The following is a 20,148-nucleotide window of genomic DNA, read 5'->3' as shown; positions in this document are numbered from 1 at the left end:
CACATCAATTTGCACTAGTGCAAAATCTAATTTGTGCTAGGAGAATACCGGATCGAGGGACGGCGCGCAGCGGAGATTGCGGCGAGCGTGGAGAACGGGGTGCGGACCGGCGGTCTCGCCGCGGGACGGCCCCTCCCGCCCATGCGGGAGTTGGCGCAGCAGCTCGGGGTCAACGCGAACACGGTGGCGGCCGCCTACCGGAGCCTGCGGGAACGCGGAGTCATCGAGACGGCCGGACGCCGCGGCAGCCGCGTACGCGAACGGCCGCCAGGAGCAGCGCGGGAGGCCATCCGTCCCGAAGTGCCCGAGGGATGCGTGGACATCTCCACCGGCAACCCCGACACCGCGTTGCTGCCGCCGCTGCACGCGGCCCTCGCGTCGGCGGCGGACAACGCCTCCCGCAGCGCGGTTCTCTACGGCGCGCCCGCCGTCAGCGAACCGCTCGCCGTCGAGGCGCGCCGGCTGCTGGACGAGGACGGGGTGCCAGGCGGGCCGGTCGCGCTGACGTCGGGAGCGCTCGACGCCATCGAGCGGGTGCTCGCGGCGCATCTGCGCACCGGAGACGCCGTCGCCGTCGAGGATCCGGGCTGGGGGAGTCTGCTCGACCTCATCCCCGCCCTCGGACTGAAGACCCTTCCCGTGGCGGTCGACGACGAAGGCCCGCTGCCCGAGGAGGCCGCACGCGCGCTGCGAGAGGGCGCCCGCGCCCTCATCGTCACGGCTCGTGCGCAGAACCCGACGGGCGCGGCGGTGACCGCCGCACGCGCCCGCCGTCTGCGCGAGGTGCTCGCCGGCCGCCCCGGGACGCTCCTCATCGAGGACGACCACGGGCACGGCATCGTCGAGGAACCGCTCAACTCCCTGACGGGCAGCACCGATTGCTGGGCACTGGTGAGGTCCACGGCGAAGGCCTACGGGCCCGACCTGCGCCTGGCAGTCGTCACCGGCGACGCCGTCACCCTCGACCGCGTGCGCGGCCGCCAGCTCCTCGGCCCCGGCTGGGTCAGCCGTCTGCTCCAGGACGCCGTACTGCATCTCTGGCAGACGCGGGCCGTCGATGTGACCGCCGTGGCCCGCTCCTACGGGCAGCGCCGGAACGCGCTCGTGCGGGCCCTGGAGGCGCGCGGCGTCGAGGCGCACGGGCGCAGCGGCATGAACGTGTGGGTGCCGGTGCCGGACGAGACGGGAGCCGTCGCTCGCCTGCTGCAGTCGGGTTGGGCCGTCGCCCCCGGGGCGCGCTTCCGGCTCGCGTCCCCGCCGGGCGTGCGCCTGACGGTCTCCCCGCTGCGAACCGAGGACGCGGGCCGACTCGCCGACGCGGTCGCCGGCGCCCTCCGTCCCGCCGCGGCCCGGCGCTACGACTGACGTCCCGCTGCCGCCGGGCTTTCCTGGCCCCCGGTGCGGCCGCCTCCCCGCTGCCGCAGGCTCCACCCCTGGGCCTGCGGCAGCGGGGAGACCGCACCGGACGCCGCGGCCTCAGACGCGACGGTCCGGACGGCGGCAACGGGCCGCGGCCGGCAGGCATCGCGACGACGGGGCCGGCGGAACCTCAGCCCTCGGCGAGGTGGATGTTCCCGCCCTTCACGGAGACCTTCGCAGGAGGAAGCGGCTTCGTCGCGGGGCCGCCCTTGACGCTGCCGTCGGAGATGTCGAACCTGCTGTCGTGGCAGGGGCAGATGATGGTTCCGCCCTTCACCTCGGAGACAGAGCAGCCCTTGTGCGTGCATGTCGCGGAGAAGGCCTTGTACTCCGAGCCGCTCGGCCGCGTCACCACGACCTTCTGCTCCTTGAAGACCTTTCCGCCGCCCTCCGGGATGTCGGCGGCCTTGCCGAGTTCGCCGTTCGAGGCCCCGCCGCCCTCCTCGCTGCCGCCGTCGCCCCCGGCGTTCTCCTCGCTGCCCGAACCCTCGCTGCCGCCCGAGCCGCAGGCGGCGAGTGTGACGGCGGCCGAGGCGGCGCCCGCGGCGGCGAGCACGGACCTGCGGGTGGTCGATGCTGTCATGGGGAACTTCCTGTTCTCTCGGATGCTGCACGCATTTGCCTTTGCTTACCTCTGCCCTGGGAATCCTGCACAGGCGCTCGTCAGCCGCGAAGGGCTTTGTCAAGAAAGACCAATTGCGTCCGGAGCAGCCGTTCGGCCGTCGACGGGTCGCTTACGATATGCGACTGCCCCGGCAGCGGCAGCACCGAGTGCTCCCGTCCGGCCGCCAGCAGCGCCGCCGACATGCGCAGGGTGTGTGCGAATGCGACGTTGTCGTCCGCGGTTCCGTGCACCAGCAGCAGCGGACGCCGCAGCAGATGTGCCTCCTTGCGCAGCGTGCAGCGGTCGTAGTGCTCCGGGTGCTGGTCCGGGTGCCCGAGGAAGCGCTCCTTCCAGTGCGTGTCGTACAGGCGGGGGTCGATGGCGGGGGCGCCCGCGACCGCCGCGTGGAAGACGTCCGGGCGTCGCAGCACCGCCGCCGTGGCCAGGGCACCGCCGAAGGACCAGCCCTGGATGCCCACCCGGTCCAGGTCCAGGTACGGACGGGCCGCTGCGGTGTGCAGCGCGTCGACCTGATCCTCGAGTACGGGTGTGAACTGGTCGCCCCGGATCGCCTTCTCCCACGACGGACCGCGCCCGGGTGTGCCCCGGCCGTCGGTCACCAGGACCGCGTAGCCGTGTTCCGCGAACCACTGTGCGACCGGCGCCGGCCAGATGCGGGCCCGCACCACGAGTCTCATCCCCGGTCCGCCGTAGGGGGCGAGCAGCACTGGAAGCGGTGGGGCGTCCGGGTCCCGGCGCTCGTACCAGCTCGGCAGGAACAGGGCGCTGCGCAGCCGCCGTTGCCCCAGCATCAGCAGTTCCGGCTGCGGCCGGATCAGCGGTTCCTCGGCGAGGGAGGAGATGGAGCCGGCGGCGACGCCTTCGCGCAGGAACGTCACGCGCGGGCCGTCGGGAGTGGCGCTCTCGAGCACCACTGTGCCGCCGCGCAGCACCGCGGAGTGCAGGCCCGGACCCTCGCTGACCCGGACACGTCCGTCATCGGGGGACCAGGACCACACATGAGTCTCCAGCGGATCCTCGCCCGCGGCGAAGAGCACCGTCTCCCCGTCGGTACCCAGCACCTGGGAGACCTGCAGTCCCGGCGGTGTCACCACCTGCTCACCGATGCGCAGACCCCGCGTGTCCCCGTCCTCGTACGGCAGGACCAGCGCTCCCGACGCGGTTCGGCAGTACGCGCCGGGCAGCAGCTCGACCCAGTGCTCGTCGTGCTGCCGCGCGAGCACGCGCGTCGCTCCGCTTTCGGCGTCGATCCCGAGGGTCAGCAGGGTGCACTGGTCGCGGCTCTGCACGGTGACGAGCGGGCCGTGGACGTCCCATCCCGCAGCCACGACGTACTCGAACGCCTCGCCGTCCCAGTCCACTTCGGTGCGCGTGCCGTCGAGGCGCACCAGGTGGAGCGAGACATCGGCGTTGGCGGTCCCGGCCCGCGGGTAGTACTGGATGCGCGGTGGGTGCTCCGGGTCGGAAGGGTCGCCGAGGTACCGGCGGCGCACCTGTGAGTTGTCCACGCGGGCGACGAGCAGAGCGCTGCTGTCGGGAGCCCACCAGTACCCGCGGCCGCGCCCCATGGACTCGGCCGAGACGTGGTCGGTCAGTCCGAAGGCGACCGTTGCCTCCTCGCCCGCTTCCGGCCCCGCCAGACGACGGTTGCCCGTGCCGTCCGCCGCCATGACGTGCACCGCGCCGCCCGTGACGTACGCGAGGAACCGGCCGTCCGGGGAGGGGCGGGGGTCGGTGACGGGACCGGCGGCCGGCAGGGCGAACGGCTCGCCCCGGCGCGTGCGCACCGCCCACACCGCGCCCGCGAGGGCGAAGACGGCCAGCTCCGCGGCGTCGTCGGCCGCGTAGCCCGTGATGCCCGTGGACAGATCGCGCTCCCTCTCCCTGCGTGACGCCTCCTCGGGGGTGGGAGATGCCGCACCGGGCCCGGGCTGCTCCAGCGTCGCGGGGTCGGCGAGCGCGCGTTCCCCGCCGGCGTCGCGCATCCACAGTCCGCAGGAGGGGTCGCTGCCGCTGCGCGTGCGCAGGAACAGCGCGCGCTCTCCGTCCGGTGAGAGCGTCACATTGCGCACGGTTCCGAGGGAGAAGCGCCGGGTGCGGGCGAACTGGGAAGGGAAGGCCGCCACGGCCTCCTGCGGAAACGCGCCGGCCGCTGTGCCGGGAGTGCCGAACATGCCGGGAGGAGTCATGCGCGCACGATGCCACCGCCCGGGCCGCGGAGGCACCGGATTATCGGCGGCGACGCGGCGGAGCGGACGGCTAGCCTGAGCGGATGCTGCGTGAAGTCACAGCCACCCGCTACGTCACCCCGCTGCGGGAAGGCGGTTCGCTGCCGGGGATCGTGGAGGCGGACGATCTCGGCACGTACGTCATGAAGTTCACCGGCGCGGGGCAGGGCCGCAAGACGCTGGTGGCCGAGGTACTCGCGGGGCGGCTCGCGCAGCTGCTCGGACTGCGGGTGCCCGAGCTGGTGGGCATCCAGCTGGATCCGGTGATCGGCCTGAGCGAGCCCGACGAGGAGGTCCAGGACCTGCTGAAGGCCAGCGGCGGCCTCAACCTCGGCATGGACTTCCTTCCCGGGGCGTTGGGCCTGGACCCGCTGGCCTTCGCCGTGAGTGCGGCAGAGGCCGGCCGGGTGGTGTGGTTCGACGCGCTGGTGGGCAACGTCGACCGGTCCTGGCGCAATCCGAACCTGCTCGTGTGGCACGGCGAGATGTGGCTCATCGACCATGGTGCGACGCTGGTCTGGCATCACAACTGGCCCTCGGCGCGGGCCGGTTCATCCAGCTCCTCCCGTTCCTCCGGCGTTTCCAGGCCGTACGACGCCTCCGACCACGTGCTCGCCCCGTTCGGCCCGGACGTGGCCTCGGCCGCGGAGGATCTGGCGCCCCGGGTGACCGGTGAGCTCCTCGCCGAGTGCGCTGCCGCGGTCCCCGACGAATGGCTCACCGACGAGCCGGGGTTCGCGGATGCCGACGAGCTGCGCGACGCGTACGTCAGGACGCTCTCAGCGCGCGTCCCCCTGCTGCACGAGCGGATCACGATCGGCCACCCGAGCAGGGACGGGCCCTCCCGCGCGCCGGGCTGGCTGACCGGAAGGACGTCGCCCGGACGGCGCGGCGAGGGGAGCGCACGGCGGTGAGCGGTGGGAGCGGCGGCAGCGCCGGAAAGGGCGCCGGACGCGAGGTGTTCGAGTACGCGCTGCTGCGTGTGGTGCCGCGCGTGGAGCGCGGGGAGATGATCAACGCGGGTGTGGTCGTCTACTGCCGCGCCCGATCGCTCGTCGTGGCCCGCACCCATCTGGACGAGGAACGGCTGCGTGCCCTCGATCCCGGTGCCGATCTGGAAGGCGTGCGTGCCGCGCTGCGAGCCGCAGAGGGCGTGTGCCACGGAGGGGACGCCGCCGGGCAGGCCGCACACGAGGTGCCCGGCGCGCGCTTCCGGTGGCTCGTGGCTCCCCGCAGCACGGTGGTTCAGCCGGGCCCTGTGCACACGGGTCTGACCAGTGATCCGGAGGCGGAGGCCGAGCGGCTGCTGGAGCTGCTGGTGCGCTGAATCTCATGTCCACGGGCACCCGTTGACAGCGGGTTGCGGGACTCATAGCGTCACGGCCACAGGTACTAAGCGGTTGCTCACCACTCATCAGGGCGAGGAGAAAACAGCATGTCCACCACCGACCAGCGCGTCGCGATCGTCACCGGTGCGGCGCGGGGCATCGGCGCGGCCACCGCGGTACGGCTCGCGGCGGAGGGCCGCGCCGTAGCCGTGCTCGACCTCGACGAGTCGGCCTGCAAGGAGACCGTAGAGAAGATCACAGCCGACGGCGGCAAGGCGATCGCCGTGGGCTGCGACGTCTCCGACTCCGCGCAGGTGGAGGCCGCCGTCGCGCGGGTCGCCGGCGAACTCGGGCCGCCCACCGTGCTCGTGAACAACGCGGGCGTGCTGAGGGACAACCTGTTGTTCAAGATGAGCGACTCCGACTGGGACACGGTCATGAACGTGCACCTGCGCGGAGCGTTCCTGATGTCCCGGGCCTGCCAGAAGCACATGGTCGACGCCGGGTTCGGGCGGATCGTGAACCTCTCCTCCTCCTCGGCGCTCGGCAACCGCGGCCAGGTCAACTACGCCGCGGCCAAGGCCGGCATGCAGGGCTTCACCAAGACCCTCGCCAAGGAGCTCGGCAAGTTCGGCGTCACCGCCAACTCCGTCGCACCCGGCTTCATCGTCACCGACATGACGGCCGCCACCGCGGAGCGCGTCGGCATGGGCTTCGAGGACTTCCAGGCCGCCGCCGCGTCGCAGATTCCCGTGCAGCGCGTCGGCCGGCCCGAGGACATCGCCAACGCCATCGCCTTCTTCACCGGTGAACAGGCCGGCTTCGTCTCCGGCCAGGTGCTGTACGTGGCCGGCGGCCCGCTCAACTGACCGGAGGGTCACAGAACATGGCACAGCAGGACGCAGTACCGCAGGACAGCGGCGAGGTCGCGATCGTCACCGGCGGCAGCCGGGGCATCGGCTACGGCGTCGCCGAGGCGCTGATCGCCCGGGGGCACCGCGTGTGCATCACGGGCCGCAACGAGGACGCCCTCAAGGAGGCCGTCGCCGCTCTCGGTCCGCAGCGCGCGATGTACGTCGCGGGCAAGGCGCACGACGAGGAGCACCGGCGCACCGCTGTCGAGCAGGTCATGGAGGCCTACGGCCGGGTGGATCACCTCGTCAACAACGCGGGCACGAATCCGGTCTTCGGCCCGATCGCGGAGCTGGACCTCGGTGTGGCCCGCAAGGTCTTCGAGACCAACGTGGTCTCCGCCCTCGGCTTCGCCCAGTCCACCTGGGCTGCATGGCAGCGGGACAACGGCGGGACGATCGTCAACATCGCCTCCATCGCCGGAATGTCGGCCTCGCCGTTCATCGGGGCCTACGGCATGAGCAAGGCGGCGATGATCAATCTCACACAGCAGCTGGCACACGAGTTCGCGCCGACGGTGCGGGTCAACGCCATCGCACCCGCGGTCGTGAAGACGAAGTTCGCCGCGGCCCTCTACGAGGGACGGGAGGAGGAGGCCGCCGCGCGCTATCCGATGAACAGGCTGGGAGCGCCGGAGGACATCGGGGGCGCCGCCGCCTTCCTCACCTCCGCCGAATCGGCGTGGATCACCGGCCAGACGCTGGTCCTCGACGGCGGACTCGCGCTCAACGCCGGAGTCGAGTAGCGGCTTTCCGGCGAGTGCGCACCTCCCCGCCGCGAGAATCCGGGTGCCGGTCCGTCGCCGGACCGGCACCCGCAGTCATCGGAATGACGCACGTCTCGTTGGTAATTGACGAATGGTTGACCAGTGCATGTTCCCGGAGTCGGATGCTGAGGTAGGGTCGCTTTCGCCTATCGGCCAGCGGCTCCGCGTGGGGCGCGCCCGTACCTCCGTACGAAGGCGTGGAGACAGCGCAAGCGACGCATCGACCGGCCGGCGGCAATTCCCTTTTGCAACTGCATCGGCAGTATTGGCCCACGCCGACTGAGGAGCGCGCAGGTGTTCGACCGGAACGGACCTCTGAAGATCGCAGCGATCGTTGTCATATCAACGTCCATGGTCGCCGGGTGCAGTTCGATGTCGGGGGGAAGCGGCGAGGAGAAGCGCCGCGAGGTCGTCGCTGGGACCACCAGTGCTCCCAGCACACTCGACCCTGCGGCGGCCTGGGACGGGTCGTGGGAGCTTTACAAGAACGTCTTCCAGACCCTGCTGTCCTTCCCCAGCAGCTCCTCCTCCCCGGAGCCCGACGCCGCCAAGCGCTGCGGATTCACCGATTCCGCGAGCCGCGTCTACCGGTGCACCCTCAAGGACGGCCTGAAGTTCTCCAACGGGAATCCGCTCGACTCCCGCGCGGTGAAGCATTCGGTGGACCGTGTCATGGCGATCAAGGCGAAGTCGGGACCGCTCGGCCTGATGGGGAGCCTGGAGCGAACGGAAACACCGGACAAGCGCACCGTCGTCTTCCACCTGAAGAAGTCCGACGCCACTTTCCCCTTCATCCTCGCCACTCCGGCGACGGCGATCGTCGACCCGGAGAGCTACCCGGCGAAGAAGCTGCGCAAGGGCAGCAAGCTCGTGGGGTCCGGCCCGTACTCGCTGAAGTCCTACAGCAAGGGCAAGAGGGCCGAGCTGACCAAGTACAACGGTTACCGCGGTCCCGCGAAGCCCAAGAACGACGTCGTCACCATCGAATACTTCCAGGACTCCAAAAAGATGGTGACCGCGCTCAAGGACGAGAAGATCGATGTCGCATACCGGGGACTGACGCCCGATCAGGTCACCGGTTTCCGGAAGGCGCAGGCGAACGGCAACCAGGAAGTGGAGCTGACCGAGCTCCTGGGCGCCGAGATCAGCTACCTCGTCTTCAACCCCAAGGACCGCATGGCCGGAAACCCCGCCGTGCGCAAGGCCGTCGCCGAGCTGGTCGACCGCAAGGCGCTGGTGCGCAACGTCTACCACCGCACGGCCGACCCGCTGTACTCCATGGTCCCCGGCGGTATCACCGGCCACACCGCCGCCTACTACGACCGCTACGGCGAGCCCGACCGGGAGAAGGCGAAGCAGACGCTCACCGACGCCGGCATCACCAAGAAGGTGCCGTTGAAGCTCTGGTACACCACGGACCGCTACGGTTCGACGACGGGCGAGACGTTCGCCGAACTCAAGCGCCAGCTCAACAAGTCGGGGCTCTTCGACGTGAGCGTCCAGGGCCGCCCCTGGTCCGAGTTCGTCGAGGGATACAGCAAGGGCAAGTACCCCGTCTTCGGCCGCGGTTGGTTCCCCGACTTCCCGGACGCCGACAACTACGTGGCTCCGTTCGTCGGCAAGAACAACGCGCTCGCCACGCCCTACGACAACCCGGAGATCACCGGCGAGCTGCTTCCCAAGTCGCGCAAGGAGAGCAACCGCGCGACCGCAAGCCGCGACTTCACCCGCGCGCAGAAGATCATCGCGAAGGACGCGAGGCTGCTGCCGCTGTGGCAGGGCCGGGTGTACGTGGCCTCGCTCAAGGATGTGGCAGGCGTCGAATGGGTTCTCGACCCCTCCACGCTGCCGCGCCTGTGGGAGCTGCACAAGAAGTCCAGCTGGTAGACCGGCGCCGGACCGGGAGCCGCACGGCCGCCTGGCCGGCGCACCTCCCGGTCTCGCGCCGCCTCACGGCGGTGGGCGGCCCGGCAGGTCTGGCAGGCCCGGCGGGACGCGCTGCGCGGAGCTGCGAGGAGGACCGCGGCGGCCGGTTCCGGGGACCGGCTGTCGGCGGCAGCCGGTACTTTCGTGGCGGCAGAAGACGCACGCGAAGCCGCCGCGGAGGTACGAGAGTTGAACGACATGCTGGGCACCCTGCCGGACTCCTGGCAGCAGGCCCTCGGCGAGGAGACCGGCAAGCCCTACTTCAAGGAGCTGGCCGAGTTCGTCGAGCAGGAGCGCGAGCGGGGCCCGGTCTACCCGCCGCGCGAGGAGGTCTTCGCGGCGCTGCACGCGACTCCGTACGAGCGGGTGAAGGTCCTGATCCTCGGCCAGGACCCGTACCACGGAGAAGGCCAGGGTCACGGCCTGTGCTTCTCCGTGCTTCCCGGCGTCCGTACGCCCCCGTCGCTGCGCAACATCTACAAGGAGTTGCGCGACGATCTGGGCCACCCCGTCCCGGACAGCGGGTATCTCATGCCGTGGGCAGAGCAGGGCGTGCTGCTCCTCAACGCGGTGCTGACGGTCAGGGCCGGAGAGGCCAACTCCCACAAGGGCAAGGGCTGGGAGAGGTTCACGGACGCCGTCATCCGGGCCGTTGCCGCCCGGGAGACGCCCGCGGTGTTCGTGCTGTGGGGCAACCACGCCAAGAAGAAACTCCCGCTCATCGACACGGCACGGCACACGGTGGTGCAGGGCGCGCACCCCTCTCCGCTCTCCGCCAGGAAGTTCTTCGGCTCCCGTCCCTTCAGCCGGATCGACGAAGCGGTCGCCGCCGCAGGCCACCCTCCGGTCGACTGGCGCATCCCCGAGGCCGGTGCACGCGCCTGAGCGCGATTGTCAGTGGCTGCGGCTAGCGTCGTCGTGGCAGGTGACAGCAGCACCCGGCGGGCCGGTGGAGGAGGAGTTCCGTGACGGAGTCGCAGCAGGAGACATCCCCGGACGGGGTCCTGGTCCGGATCGGCCAGGCGATCATGCTCCACCGCGCGGGCGACCGTGAGGAGGCTCGCAACCGCCTTGCGCTGCTGTGGTCGGAGACAGGTGAAGGTGACCTCTTCCACCGCTGCACCATCGCGCACTACATGGCGGACACTCAGGACGACCCCGCCGCCGAACTGGAGTGGGACCGCCGCGCCCTGGCGGCCGCGGACGCGCTGACCGAGGAGGAGGTCGAGTGGGGGGAGCACTCGCTGGCCGTGCGCTCCCTGTATCCCTCGCTGTACCTCAACCTCGCCGCGGACCACGCCAAGCTCGGGGACAGCGGTGCCGCGCGTCGTGAACTCCGCCGGGCGCAGGGCGCGCTGGGATCGCTGGCCGACGACGAATACGGGGCGGGCATCAGGGCCGCCGTGGGGAGACTGGAGAGCCGGCTGGGGCCGGCCTGACCCGTTCCCGGACGACGCACGGCAAGGAGGGCACCCCGAGCAAGGCGTGCGCTGACGCTCCGTCCGGTGCGGCCGGCCGCCGCCGCGCCTTGCTCAGCTTCCCCGCCGTGCCGGGGAGGCGGGCCGAGGACTGAGCATCCCGTGCAGCAACTCCCGCAAACCTGCGCGCAGTTCCTCGAGGGTGGGAACCTCCGCGGCGTAGGAGCCGGCTGTGCACGAGAAGAGCATGCCGTCGCACCACGCCACCAGGGACAGCGTGTGCCGTTCCGGCTCGTGCGACCCGGCCCGGCTCAGCATCGCCACGAGCGGCTTCCGGAAGGCGCTCGTCCCGGTGCGCACATACATCTCGCGCAGCTCCGGCCGCCGTGTGATCTCCAGGGCCAGTTCGTAGCGCGCGATGAGAAGCGAGGGGTCGCGGGTGAGGTAGCGGTGCATCGCGAGCGCCAGCCCGTCCGCGAGTTCGTCGGCGTCCTCTCCTTGCGGCATCTCCTCGAGCGAGATCACCTGTGACTCCCGCACGGCCAGGTGCCGCACCGCCGCCTCGATCAGTGCCGCCCGCGTTCGGGCGTGGTTGGAGGTCGATCCCTGCGGAAGGCCGGCCGCCTCGTCCACCGCCCGGTGGGTCAGCGCGCGGAGCCCGCCCCCTGCCAGTAGGGAGATCGCGGCGTCGCCGATCACCTCGGAGCGGGTGGCCGGGAGAGAGGAACGGGGCGCGGTCATGGCAGCCAATGTACGTCGGGGGTGGGGAGGCACGGCTCCACTACAGGCGTAGTACACTACAGATGTAGTGACCGTGTGACGGTCATTCCCGACGGAGAAGGAGACCGCACATGTCCGAGCCCCGCTCCCGGCCCGGCGCACTCGTCATCGGAGCCGGCATCGGCGGCCTCACCGCCGCCGTCGCGCTGCATCAGCGGGGATGGCGGGTCACCGTCCTCGAACGGGCCCACGCAGTCGAGGCCGTGGGGGCGGGAATGGGGATGACGCCCAACTAGCTGCGGGCGCTGGACACGATCGGCCTCGGTGACACCGTCAGATCCATGCGCACCTGGAGCGACGAGGGAGGGCTGCGCACTCCGTCCGGGCGGTGGCTCTCCCGTACGAACCAGGAGGCCGCCGCCGCCCGCTTCGGCGGCCCGTTCGTGCCGCTGCACAGGGCCACGCTCATCTCGCTCCTCCACTCCCTGCTGCCCGAAGGCGCGGTACGCACGGACACGGCCGCCGACCTCGCTGACCCCGGCGGCGAGGGCCGGCGCGCACAGGTGCGCAGCGGTGCGCAGGAGTGGGAGGCGGACCTGGTCGTCGCCGCCGACGGCATCCATTCCCCGGCGCGTTCCGTCCTCTTCCCCGGGCAGCCCGGACCCCGGTACGCGGGTTTCACCGCCTGGCGGCTCGTCGTCCCGGCGCCCGGCGTCGCCTACCCGCCGCACGAGACGTGGGGCCGCGGCGTCCTGTGGGGCACCCAGCCGCTGCACGACGGACACGTCTATGCCTACGCCGCCGCGGCGGTACCGGCGGGGCAGCGGACGCCCGACGGTGAACTCGCCGAGCTGCGACGCCGGTTCGGCACCTGGCACGAACCGGTACCGGCGATTCTTGAGGCCGCGGGGCCGGGAGATGTGCTGCGCAGCGATGTCTATCAGGCCGCGGCGCCGCTGCCGGCCTTCCACCGGGGGCGCGTCGCCCTGCTCGGCGACGCCGCTCACGCCATGCCGCCGACGCTCGGCCAGGGTGGCAACCAGGCCGTCGAGGACGCCGTCGTGCTCGCTCACCACACCGAGCCGGGGACGGACGTTCCCGCTGCCCTCGCCGCCTACACGAGTGACCGGCTGCCCCGCACCGGTGAGGTGGTGCGGCGCGCCATCAGGGTCGGCCGCCTCGTCACCCTGACCTCCGCTCCCGCCTGCGCTCTTCGGGACGCCGCGGTGGCCGCGGTCAACCGGCTGGGACCACACCTGGCGCTGCGCGCGCTCGACGGGATCGCCGACTGGAGCCCACCCGGGTATCAGGACGCCGTGGGCGTCAACGGGGCGCGCCAGGTACGGAGTTGAAGCGGCCCGGCCCCTTCGCGCCCCCTCGCCGGCGGCTGCTGAGCGCCCGGATGGCCGCCACCGCCCCGTAGAGCGCGAGCGCCGCCAGAGCCGAGTGCACGATCCAGTCGCCGGTGCGCAGGTAGAGCGTCTCACCGGTGGCGAGCGGCACCGTGTAGATCTCGCTGGTGCTGCGGTCGGTGCCGAGCCAGGGGCCGGTGCGCTCACCCCGCGGCGCGTACACCGCGCTGATGCCGGTGAGGGTGGCGTGCACCATCGGCCGCCCCGTCTCGGCGGCGCGCAGCGCGCCCAGCGAGGCGTGCTGCGCCGGTGCCCAACTGTCCTGGAAGGTCGAGGTGGAGGACTGCGTGACGATCAGCCTGGCCCCGTCCAGAGCCAGTTGACGGCTCATGTCGGGGAAGGCGCTCTCGAAGCACACCAGGGGGCCGAACCTCTCGCCCGATGCCTTCATCATCACCGGCCCGTCGCCGCGCAGCCGGTCCTCGCCGGCGGCGCGGCCCACCGACGTGGCCCAGCCGAGCAGGGAGCGGGCCGGGACGTACTCGCCGAAGGGCACCAGGCGCGTCTTGTCGTACCGCCTGCCGATCGGGCCGTCCGGGCCGATGAGCACCGAACTCTTGTAGATGCCGGGCCGGTCGGAGCGACGGGCGTCCACATTGACCAGGATCCGTGCGCCCACCCGTGAGGAAAGGTCCGCCAGTTGCCGCCGCAGCTCCGGATGGGCCCCCAGATCGAAGCTGACGCTGCTCTCACCCCACACGATCAGGTCCGGCTTCCGTCCCGCCAGCCGGCGGGTCAGCTCCTCGCTGCGCTCCAGCCTCGCGCGCTGGCCCTTGACCACTCCTGGCTGGACGAGGGCGACGCGCATCTGCCCGTCCGTGCGGGGTACCGGCGCCCATGCCCACGCGGCAGCGAGAGCGCCGCCGCAGACAGCGAGGGCGGCGGCAGCCGCCCCCGCCGAGGCCGCGGGCACCACCGCACGCCCGGAACCGCGTGCGAGCAGGAGCGCGGCCGCAGCCGCCAGGGCCGTGTTCGCGGCGACAAGCACGAAGCTGACCAGCCACACCCCGCCCACGGACGCCAGCCGGAGGGCGGGAGCGACCTGCCACTGGCTGGCGCCGAGGAGCCCCCACGGTCCGCCCAGGTACTCCCAGGACCGGACGAGTTCGGCGAGGAGCCAGCCAGACGGCACCAGTGCGACGGCGGCCGCCACGCTGCCCGGCCCCGGCCTTCCGGCGAGCAGCCGTCTCACGAGCCAGCCCCACGGCGCCCACAACAGGCCCAGCAGCGCCGCCAGTACGAAGAGGAAGACGTGCAGGCTCGGCAGCAGCCAGTGGTGCACGGCGATCATGAAACCCGTACCGCCGGCCCAGCCCGCCAGCGCCGCCTGCCGGCCGGTCGGGGCGCCGCGCAGCAGCAGCAGCCACGGCACCAGCGCCACCCACGCGAGCCACCACAGGGACGGGGCCGGGAAGGCGAAGGCCGGCAGCGCGCCGGCCACGGCCGCCGCCACGGCACGCAGCCAGCGGGAGGGCCGCCGCCCGGTGGCGCCCTCGCCTGCACGTTCTGCGGCCATGCCTCGCCTCCACCGTCCGGTCGCCGGATCACCGACTGTGCGAGGGCTTCCCCGGCGGGGGAGGGCCCATGCACCGGAGGGGACCGTACGGACCGTTGTGACCTGGGGCATAGACATCCGGCCACGCTGTGGCGACGCTGGGCCGCTCGACAACGATGTCCCGACCGGAGGCCCAGGTGCTGCGAGCGAAACGGATCCGGACCCTGCTGGGCCTGGCGACCGCGACGCTCTGCGCGGGCCTCGTCGGCGCCTCACCGCCCGCTGCCCCGTGCGGGGGAGGCGAGACGCGCGCGGGCCCCGTCACGGACCCTGCCGCGTACGTCGACCCTTTCATAGGCACACGCAACGAAGGCAACACGTTCCCCGGTGCCGCCGTCCCGTTCGGGAAGGTGCAGCTCTCACCCGACACCACCGGCAGCAGCACCGGCTACGACTGGGACGAGGACCGCATCCGCGGCTTCTCCTCCGTCCACCTCTCGGGGGTGGGATGCCGCATCGGCGGTGACCTGCCCGTCATGCCGACCACCGGCGACATCACCAGCACCGACAACAACGACTACGCCTCCGGGTTCCGCCATGCGAAGGAGAGCGCCTCACCCGGCTCGTACAAGGTCGCCCTCGACGACTACGGCGGGACGACGGCGGAGCTCACCGCGGGCAGGCACACCGGGCACCAGCGCTACACCTTTCCCGCCACGGGCAAGGCGAACGTGCTGCTCAACTCCGGCCAGGCGCTGCACAAGGTCACCGACAGCACGGTGCGAGTCCTCGACGAGAGGACCATCGCCAGCAAGGTCACCGGAAGCGGCTTCTGCCAGGGCACAGAGCCCTACACCGTGTGGACCGTGACCCGCTTCGACAGGCCCTTCGACTCCCACGGCACATGGGACGGCGACAAGGTCACGGACGGCGGCGAATCCTCGGCCGGCGGCGGGCGGCGCGGGGCATACGCCCGCTTCGACACCCGGAACGGCGACCGCGACGTGGAGGCGGTGACGTCGCTGTCCTACGTCGACGAGGAGGGCGCCGCACGCAACCTCGCCGCGGAAGGCGGCCATTCGTTCGACGAGACCCGAGACGCCGCCCGCCGGGCCTGGCAGGAGCGGCTGGGCGACGTGAGGGTGAGCGGCGGCAGCGAGGCGCGTCTGCGGGTCTTCTACTCCTCGCTCTACCGGGCGCTGCTCCACCCCAACATCGGCGAGGACGTCGACCGGCGCTACAGGGGCTGGGACCAGAAGATCCACCGCGCGAAGGGACACACCTACTACCAGAACTGGTCATTGTGGGACACCTACCGCACCCAGGCGCAGCTGCTCGCTCTCGTCGCGCCGCGCGAGTCCCGTGACATGGCGCTGTCGCTGCTGGACGTGGACGAACAGGGCGGCTGGCTCCCCCGGTGGGGCTATGCGACGCGGGAGACGAACATCATGGCCGGTGACCCGGTCACGCCGTTCCTCACGAACGCCTACCAGCAGGGGCTGCTCGAGGGGGGCGAGGGAGAGCGCGCCTACCGCGCGCTGAAGAAGAACGCCGACGGGGTGCCGCCCGCGGACTCTCCCTATCTGGGCCGGATGGCCAACAGGGAGTACATCGAGGACGGTTACATTCCGCACCAGCCCGACAGGAAACGGGAGAAGCCAGGCAGTCCGGACTTCAGACACAGCGGCTCGGCCACCCTCGAGTACGCCACGGCCGACGCCGCCCTCGCAGGGATGGCCCGTGACCTCGGCCACACCGCCGACGCCGACCGCTATGCCGAACGCTCCCGCAACTACCGCAACATCCTCGACCCCGGCACCGGGTTCCCTCGCGCCCGCAAGGCCGACGGCACCTTTGCCGGACCCGCCGACCCGTCCAGGAGCGAAGGTTTCCACGAGGGAACGGCCTGGCAGTACATGTGGATGGTCCCGCAGGACGTCCCTGGGCTGATATCCCGCACCGGCGGGCGCGAGGCGACCGAGAAGCGGCTGGACTCCTTCTTCGCGTACGACGAACTCACCGAGGACCCGCGGAGGACGGCGGGCGAGGTGTGGGTCGCCGGCCCCTACGAGTACTACGACTCGGACAAGTACAACCCCCAGAACGAGCACGACCTCCTCGCGCCGTACACCTACCTCTCCACCGGCTCCCCCTGGAAGACCACCGACGTCGTCGACGCGGCCCTGTGCCGCTTCACCGACTCCCCGGAGGGGGTCACCGGCAACGACGACCTGGGCACAATGTCGTCCTGGATGGTGCTCTCGGCCATGGGCATCTACCCGGTGGCTCCCGGCGCGGACACCTGGGCCCTGAACACCCCCGCGTTCGAGCGCGTGGAGCTGACCCTGGACCGTGACCGGTATCCGGAGGGGCACTTCACCATCCGCGCGCCGCGGGAGGGGGAGGGCGACCGCTACATACGTTCGGTGTCCGCCGACGGCTCGCAGATCTCCCGCACATGGATCAGCACGGACGACATACGGCGCGGGCGCTCCCTCGACTTCCGTCTCGGCCCCGAGCCGTCCGAGTGGGGCACCGGGAAGCAGGACGCCCCGCCGCCGCTCGGGCAGCCGGACGCTCGCGACCGTTGACCCGGCAGCGACTCCCGGACCAAGATCGCAGTTGACCCGGGGGCCGTGACGCTACGAGCAGCACCAGGGAGTGAGCATGAGCAGTAACGAGGGAGCCGGCCGGCGCAGTTCGGCCTGGTTCGCCGCCGAGGGCCGCAACGGCTTCATCCACCGGTCCTGGATGCGCAACCAGGGGTTCGGCCCGGAGGTCTTCGACGGGCGGCCTGTGATCGGCATCGGCAACAGCTGGTCCGAACTCACCCCCTGCAACGCCCACTTGCGTGACGTTGCGGAAGCGGTCAAGCGCGGCGTGTGGGAAGCCGGCGGACTGCCGCTGGAGTTCAACACCATGTCGCTCGGCGAACCGCTGATGCGGCCCACCACGATGCTCTACCGCAATCTGATGGCGATGGAGGTCGAGGAGACACTCAGGGCCAACCCCCTCGACGGGGTGGTGCTGCTGTCCGGCTGCGACAAGACGACCCCGGCCATGCTGATGGGTGCCGCCAGCGTCGACATCCCCTCGATCATGGTGACCGGCGGGCCCATGCTCAACGGCAAGTTCCGCGGCAGGGACATCGGTTCCGGCACGGCGGTGTGGAAGCTCAGCGAGGAGATGCGCGCCGGCAAGCTCAGCGAGGAGGACCTGCGTGAGGCGGAGGGCTGCATGTCGCGCAGCCGGGGCCACTGCATGACGATGGGCACCGCCTCGACGATGGCCTGCATGGCCGAGAGCCTGGGCATGCAGATGTCCGGCGGCGCGGCCATCCCCGCCGTCGACGCCAGGCGCTACGTCCTGGCGCAGGCGTCCGGACGGCAGGCCGTGAAGCTCGTCGAGCAGGATCTGCGCCCGTCCCGGGTGCTCACGCGTGAGGCCTTCGAGAACGCGATCCGCGTGAACGCGGCCCTCGGAGGTTCGACCAACGCGGTGGTCCATCTGCTGGCCCTGGCCGGTCGCGTCGGAGTGCCCCTGGAACTCGGCGAGTTCGACGAGCTCACGGCCCAAGTGCCGGTGCTGGCCGACATGATGCCCTCCGGCCGCTTCCTGATGGAGGACTTCTACTACGCGGGGGGCCTCCCCGTCGTGATGCGCGAACTCGGCGATCTCATCCACCAGGAGCCGGTCACCGTCACGGGACGGGCCATCGGCGAGGAGATCGCCGGCGCGGAGTGCTACAACCGTGAAGTCATCCGTACCGTGTCCGAGCCGTTCATGCCCGCGGGGGCCGGAACCGTCGTGCTGTACGGCAGCCTGTGCCCCGACGGGGCGGTGCTGAAGGTCTCCGCGGCAGACCCGGAACTGCTCAGCCACCGAGGGCAGGCGCTGGTCTTCGACCGTGTCGAGGACTACACGGCGGTCGCCGACGACCCGGATCTGCCGGTCGACCGGTCCACCGTCATCGTCGTGCGCAACGCCGGACCCAAGGGCTATCCGGGCTTCCCCGAGGTGGGCAACGTCCCCGTGCCGAAGAAGCTGCTGGAAGCAGGCGTGGAGGACGTCGTACGCATCAGTGACGCGCGCATGAGCGGCACCGGGTACGGCACGTGCGTCCTGCACGTCGCTCCCGAGGCGGCCGTCGGCGGACCGCTCGCACTGGTGCGGACGGGGGACACCATCGAACTCGACGTTCCCGCGCGCAGGCTCGACGTGTGCGTGGACGAGGCCGAACTGGCCGCCCGTGCCAAGGAAGTCGCGGCGGACCGGGAGGCCGAGGACGCCGGCAGGGCGCAGCGCGGCTGGGCGAAGCTGTACACCGACCACGTCCTGCAGGCCGACCGAGGCGCCGACTTGGACTTCCTCACGGGCGCCGGCGGCAGCGAGGTTCCGCGCCACTCGCACTGACGCCGGCGCTGGACACGCCCCCGGACCCGAGTCCCGTTCGTCCGGGGGCAGTTGTCAGCCCGCTGCGGCCTGCTCGCCCGGGGCGGCCGTGAGAGAGGCGAGCCGCTCCCGTACGTCGCGCACCGCACCCGGCCTGCGCCCGGGAACCAGCTCTCTCAGCTCCGCCAGCTGCACCCCGAGCGGGTAGGCCTGCGCCGGGTCGGTGACCTGGTGCCAGCAGTGGTGGGCACGGTCGACGGCGCCGAACACTTCGGCCGCGTCCGTGGCCTGCCCGCGCTGCAGCCGCACGGAGGCGGCCTGCAGCCACAAGGTGCAGGCCCGTCCCGCGTCCCCTGCCCGGTGGGCGAGGTCGGCACGCACCTCCACCCAGTGCACGGCCTCACTGGAGTGGGGGCCCGAGGCGCGCAGGGCTGCCGTCTCCCACTGGGCCGCCATCGTCGCCGCCTCGCCGTGGCGTCCCTCGAGTGCCGCCCGGTAGATGGCCTCGTGCACGCCGGCGGGCACGTCTGCCGGTACCTCCGTGCCCGTGCCCGGCAGAGACGCCTCCGTCTCGCCGGGCGCGGGCGCCGGGGGCCGCGCAGGAGGGCCGCCGGGAGGCTGAGGCGGCGGCGTGGCGGCGCGAGGCCCGGGCGGGGGCGACGACGGAGGCGGAGGCACCGCGGGCGCCCCGGGGGCGGGAAGGGGCGTGACCGTCGCCGGAGCGGGCCCCGGCGGCGCGGAGGGCGCCGACGGCGCAGCGGGCGCCGTCGCGGTCCCGGTCCCGGGGGCGGGAACGTACCCGGCCCCGGGGGCGGCCGCAGATGCAGCGGTTGCGAGCAGCATCCGCTCCGGGTCACCGAAGCCGAACCCGGCGTGGTGCAGGGTGAGTTGGTGCAGCTCGTCGAGGGGCGGCCGCACCCGGCTCACGCGCAGGACCGCGGCAAGCGCGCGGCTGTACTCCGGCGCGGAGGTCAGACGCCTGGCGCGCGGCGCGGTGAGCGATCCGTACAGCACCAGTCCGTGCGCGAGGTGATGCTGCGCACGCCGCTGCCACATCGTCTCATCGGCGGCCAGGTCGGCTATGACGGCGGTGAGCCCCGGAGGCCTGCGCCCCAGTTCCGCTGAGAGCCAGTGCCAGGGCAGGCCCGTGTAGCGCACGGAGCGCGGCGTGGAACGCGTCAGGGCCAGATGCGGCAGATGCTCGCGCGAGTCGAGCATGAGCTGTCCGGCCAGGTAGACCAGCAGTGGCCCGTCGTGCGCGGCGGCCGTACGCAGGTGTGACAGCACGGTGTTGGGGTCGCCGGGGTCGGCGAGCTGGACGACGCTGCCCGTCACCGTGCCCAGCAGAACGGACGGGGAAGTTGCGGCCAGCGCCGGAAGGGCCTCGGTCGCGTCGACCGCCGGATGTCTGCCCGGCGGGGTGGCCGCCACCAGCAACCCGTAGCCCCGCTCCGCCTGTTCGCTGTGCGCACCGTGCTCGTGCCGTACCCCGTACCCCATGTCAGCA

The 20,148-nt window shown here is 71.8% G+C and carries 15 protein-coding genes and 1 pseudogene; 11 read left to right on the top strand and 5 right to left on the bottom strand.

Features of this window, described 5'->3' with window-relative positions; genetic code table 11:
• Positions 1-33 precede the first annotated feature (33 nt).
• A complete protein-coding gene (locus EV375_RS01035) occupies positions 34-1,365 on the top strand; it encodes an aminotransferase class I/II-fold pyridoxal phosphate-dependent enzyme (RefSeq protein WP_130297751.1) in 1,332 nt (443 codons plus the stop codon).
• Positions 1,366-1,549: 184 nt separating this feature from the next.
• On the opposite strand, the gene EV375_RS01030 is transcribed toward EV375_RS01035, so the two are convergent.
• Positions 1,550-2,002: a Rieske (2Fe-2S) protein gene (locus EV375_RS01030; RefSeq protein ID WP_130297750.1), complete on the bottom strand. Its 453-nt coding sequence runs from the start codon at positions 2,000-2,002 to the stop codon at positions 1,550-1,552.
• 80 nt (positions 2,003-2,082) lie between these two features.
• The gene (locus EV375_RS01025; RefSeq protein ID WP_486588214.1) at positions 2,083-4,233 is read right to left on the bottom strand and encodes a S9 family peptidase; all 2,151 of its coding nucleotides are present in this window, start codon (positions 4,231-4,233) and stop codon (positions 2,083-2,085) included.
• A gap of 83 nt (positions 4,234-4,316) precedes the next feature.
• Between EV375_RS01025 and EV375_RS01020 the strand changes: the two genes are divergently transcribed.
• From EV375_RS01020 to EV375_RS00985, 7 genes are all read left to right on the top strand, one after another.
• Positions 4,317-5,186, top strand: a complete 870-nt coding sequence (locus EV375_RS01020) for a HipA family kinase (RefSeq protein ID WP_130297749.1) — start codon at positions 4,317-4,319, stop codon at positions 5,184-5,186.
• Positions 5,183-5,599: a DUF3037 domain-containing protein gene (locus tag EV375_RS01015; protein ID WP_130297748.1), complete on the top strand. Its 417-nt coding sequence runs from the start codon at positions 5,183-5,185 to the stop codon at positions 5,597-5,599. The genes EV375_RS01020 and EV375_RS01015 overlap by 4 nt, the downstream gene beginning before the upstream one ends.
• Positions 5,600-5,707: 108 nt before the next feature.
• Positions 5,708-6,469 (top strand): 3-oxoacyl-ACP reductase FabG, encoded by a 762-nt coding sequence (fabG, locus tag EV375_RS01010; protein WP_130297747.1) that lies wholly within the window; start codon positions 5,708-5,710, stop codon positions 6,467-6,469.
• A 17-nt stretch (positions 6,470-6,486) separates the two neighbouring features.
• The gene (locus EV375_RS01005; protein ID WP_130297746.1) at positions 6,487-7,257 is read left to right on the top strand and encodes an SDR family oxidoreductase; all 771 of its coding nucleotides are present in this window, start codon (positions 6,487-6,489) and stop codon (positions 7,255-7,257) included.
• Between the two features lie 315 nt (positions 7,258-7,572).
• On the top strand, positions 7,573-9,165 hold the full coding sequence (locus tag EV375_RS01000; RefSeq protein ID WP_130297745.1) for an ABC transporter substrate-binding protein: 1,593 nt from the start codon (positions 7,573-7,575) through the stop codon (positions 9,163-9,165).
• A gap of 237 nt (positions 9,166-9,402) precedes the next feature.
• Positions 9,403-10,089: a uracil-DNA glycosylase gene (locus EV375_RS00990; RefSeq protein WP_130301514.1), complete on the top strand. Its 687-nt coding sequence runs from the start codon at positions 9,403-9,405 to the stop codon at positions 10,087-10,089.
• Between the two features lie 80 nt (positions 10,090-10,169).
• Positions 10,170-10,643, top strand: coding sequence for a hypothetical protein (locus tag EV375_RS00985; protein WP_130297743.1), 474 nt, complete (start codon positions 10,170-10,172; stop codon positions 10,641-10,643).
• Between the two features lie 93 nt (positions 10,644-10,736).
• Here the strand turns inward: EV375_RS00985 and EV375_RS00980 are convergent, their stop codons facing one another.
• The gene (locus EV375_RS00980; protein ID WP_130297742.1) at positions 10,737-11,363 is read right to left on the bottom strand and encodes a TetR family transcriptional regulator; all 627 of its coding nucleotides are present in this window, start codon (positions 11,361-11,363) and stop codon (positions 10,737-10,739) included.
• A 110-nt stretch (positions 11,364-11,473) separates the two neighbouring features.
• Between EV375_RS00980 and EV375_RS00975 the strand changes: the two are divergent.
• A pseudogene (locus tag EV375_RS00975) lies at positions 11,474-12,694 on the top strand (FAD-dependent monooxygenase).
• Here the strand turns inward: EV375_RS00975 and lnt are convergent.
• Positions 12,666-14,270, bottom strand: coding sequence for an apolipoprotein N-acyltransferase (lnt, locus tag EV375_RS00970; protein ID WP_130297741.1), 1,605 nt, complete (start codon positions 14,268-14,270; stop codon positions 12,666-12,668). The pseudogene EV375_RS00975 and the gene lnt overlap by 29 nt on opposite strands.
• 176 nt (positions 14,271-14,446) lie before the next feature.
• Between lnt and EV375_RS00965 the strand changes: the two genes are divergently transcribed.
• Together EV375_RS00965 and EV375_RS00960 are read left to right on the top strand one after the other, a co-directional pair.
• Complete coding sequence (locus EV375_RS00965) at positions 14,447-16,840, top strand: GH92 family glycosyl hydrolase (RefSeq protein ID WP_486588213.1); 2,394 nt, start codon at positions 14,447-14,449, stop codon at positions 16,838-16,840.
• A gap of 76 nt (positions 16,841-16,916) precedes the next feature.
• The gene (locus tag EV375_RS00960) at positions 16,917-18,662 is read left to right on the top strand and encodes an IlvD/Edd family dehydratase (RefSeq protein ID WP_130297739.1); all 1,746 of its coding nucleotides are present in this window, start codon (positions 16,917-16,919) and stop codon (positions 18,660-18,662) included.
• Between the two features lie 54 nt (positions 18,663-18,716).
• Here EV375_RS00960 and EV375_RS00955 read toward each other — a convergent pair whose 3' ends face one another.
• The gene (locus EV375_RS00955) at positions 18,717-20,141 is read right to left on the bottom strand and encodes a hypothetical protein (protein ID WP_130297738.1); all 1,425 of its coding nucleotides are present in this window, start codon (positions 20,139-20,141) and stop codon (positions 18,717-18,719) included.
• Positions 20,142-20,148 lie beyond the last annotated feature (7 nt).

This window comes from Streptomyces sp. CNZ301 (assembly GCF_004217425.1).
Note: the sequence above shows the minus strand (reverse complement) of the source record. Positions and strands in the feature narration are given on the sequence as shown.

Excerpts from the sequence above, each read along its gene's own strand:
- EV375_RS00955 (WP_130297738.1), bottom strand. The coding sequence starts at position 20,141 with ATGGGGTACGGGGTACGGCACGAGCACGGTGCGCACAGCGAACAGGCG.
- EV375_RS00960 (WP_130297739.1), top strand. The coding sequence starts at position 16,917 with ATGAGCAGTAACGAGGGAGCCGGCCGGCGCAGTTCGGCCTGGTTCGCC.
- EV375_RS01005 (WP_130297746.1), top strand. The coding sequence starts at position 6,487 with ATGGCACAGCAGGACGCAGTACCGCAGGACAGCGGCGAGGTCGCGATC.
- EV375_RS01025 (WP_486588214.1), bottom strand. The coding sequence starts at position 4,233 with ATGACTCCTCCCGGCATGTTCGGCACTCCCGGCACAGCGGCCGGCGCG.
- EV375_RS01020 (WP_130297749.1), top strand. The coding sequence starts at position 4,317 with ATGCTGCGTGAAGTCACAGCCACCCGCTACGTCACCCCGCTGCGGGAA.
- EV375_RS01030 (WP_130297750.1), bottom strand. The coding sequence starts at position 2,002 with ATGACAGCATCGACCACCCGCAGGTCCGTGCTCGCCGCCGCGGGCGCC.
- EV375_RS00990 (WP_130301514.1), top strand. The coding sequence starts at position 9,403 with ATGCTGGGCACCCTGCCGGACTCCTGGCAGCAGGCCCTCGGCGAGGAG.
- fabG (WP_130297747.1), top strand. The coding sequence starts at position 5,708 with ATGTCCACCACCGACCAGCGCGTCGCGATCGTCACCGGTGCGGCGCGG.
- EV375_RS00980 (WP_130297742.1), bottom strand. The coding sequence starts at position 11,363 with ATGACCGCGCCCCGTTCCTCTCTCCCGGCCACCCGCTCCGAGGTGATC.
- lnt (WP_130297741.1), bottom strand. The coding sequence starts at position 14,270 with ATGGCCGCAGAACGTGCAGGCGAGGGCGCCACCGGGCGGCGGCCCTCC.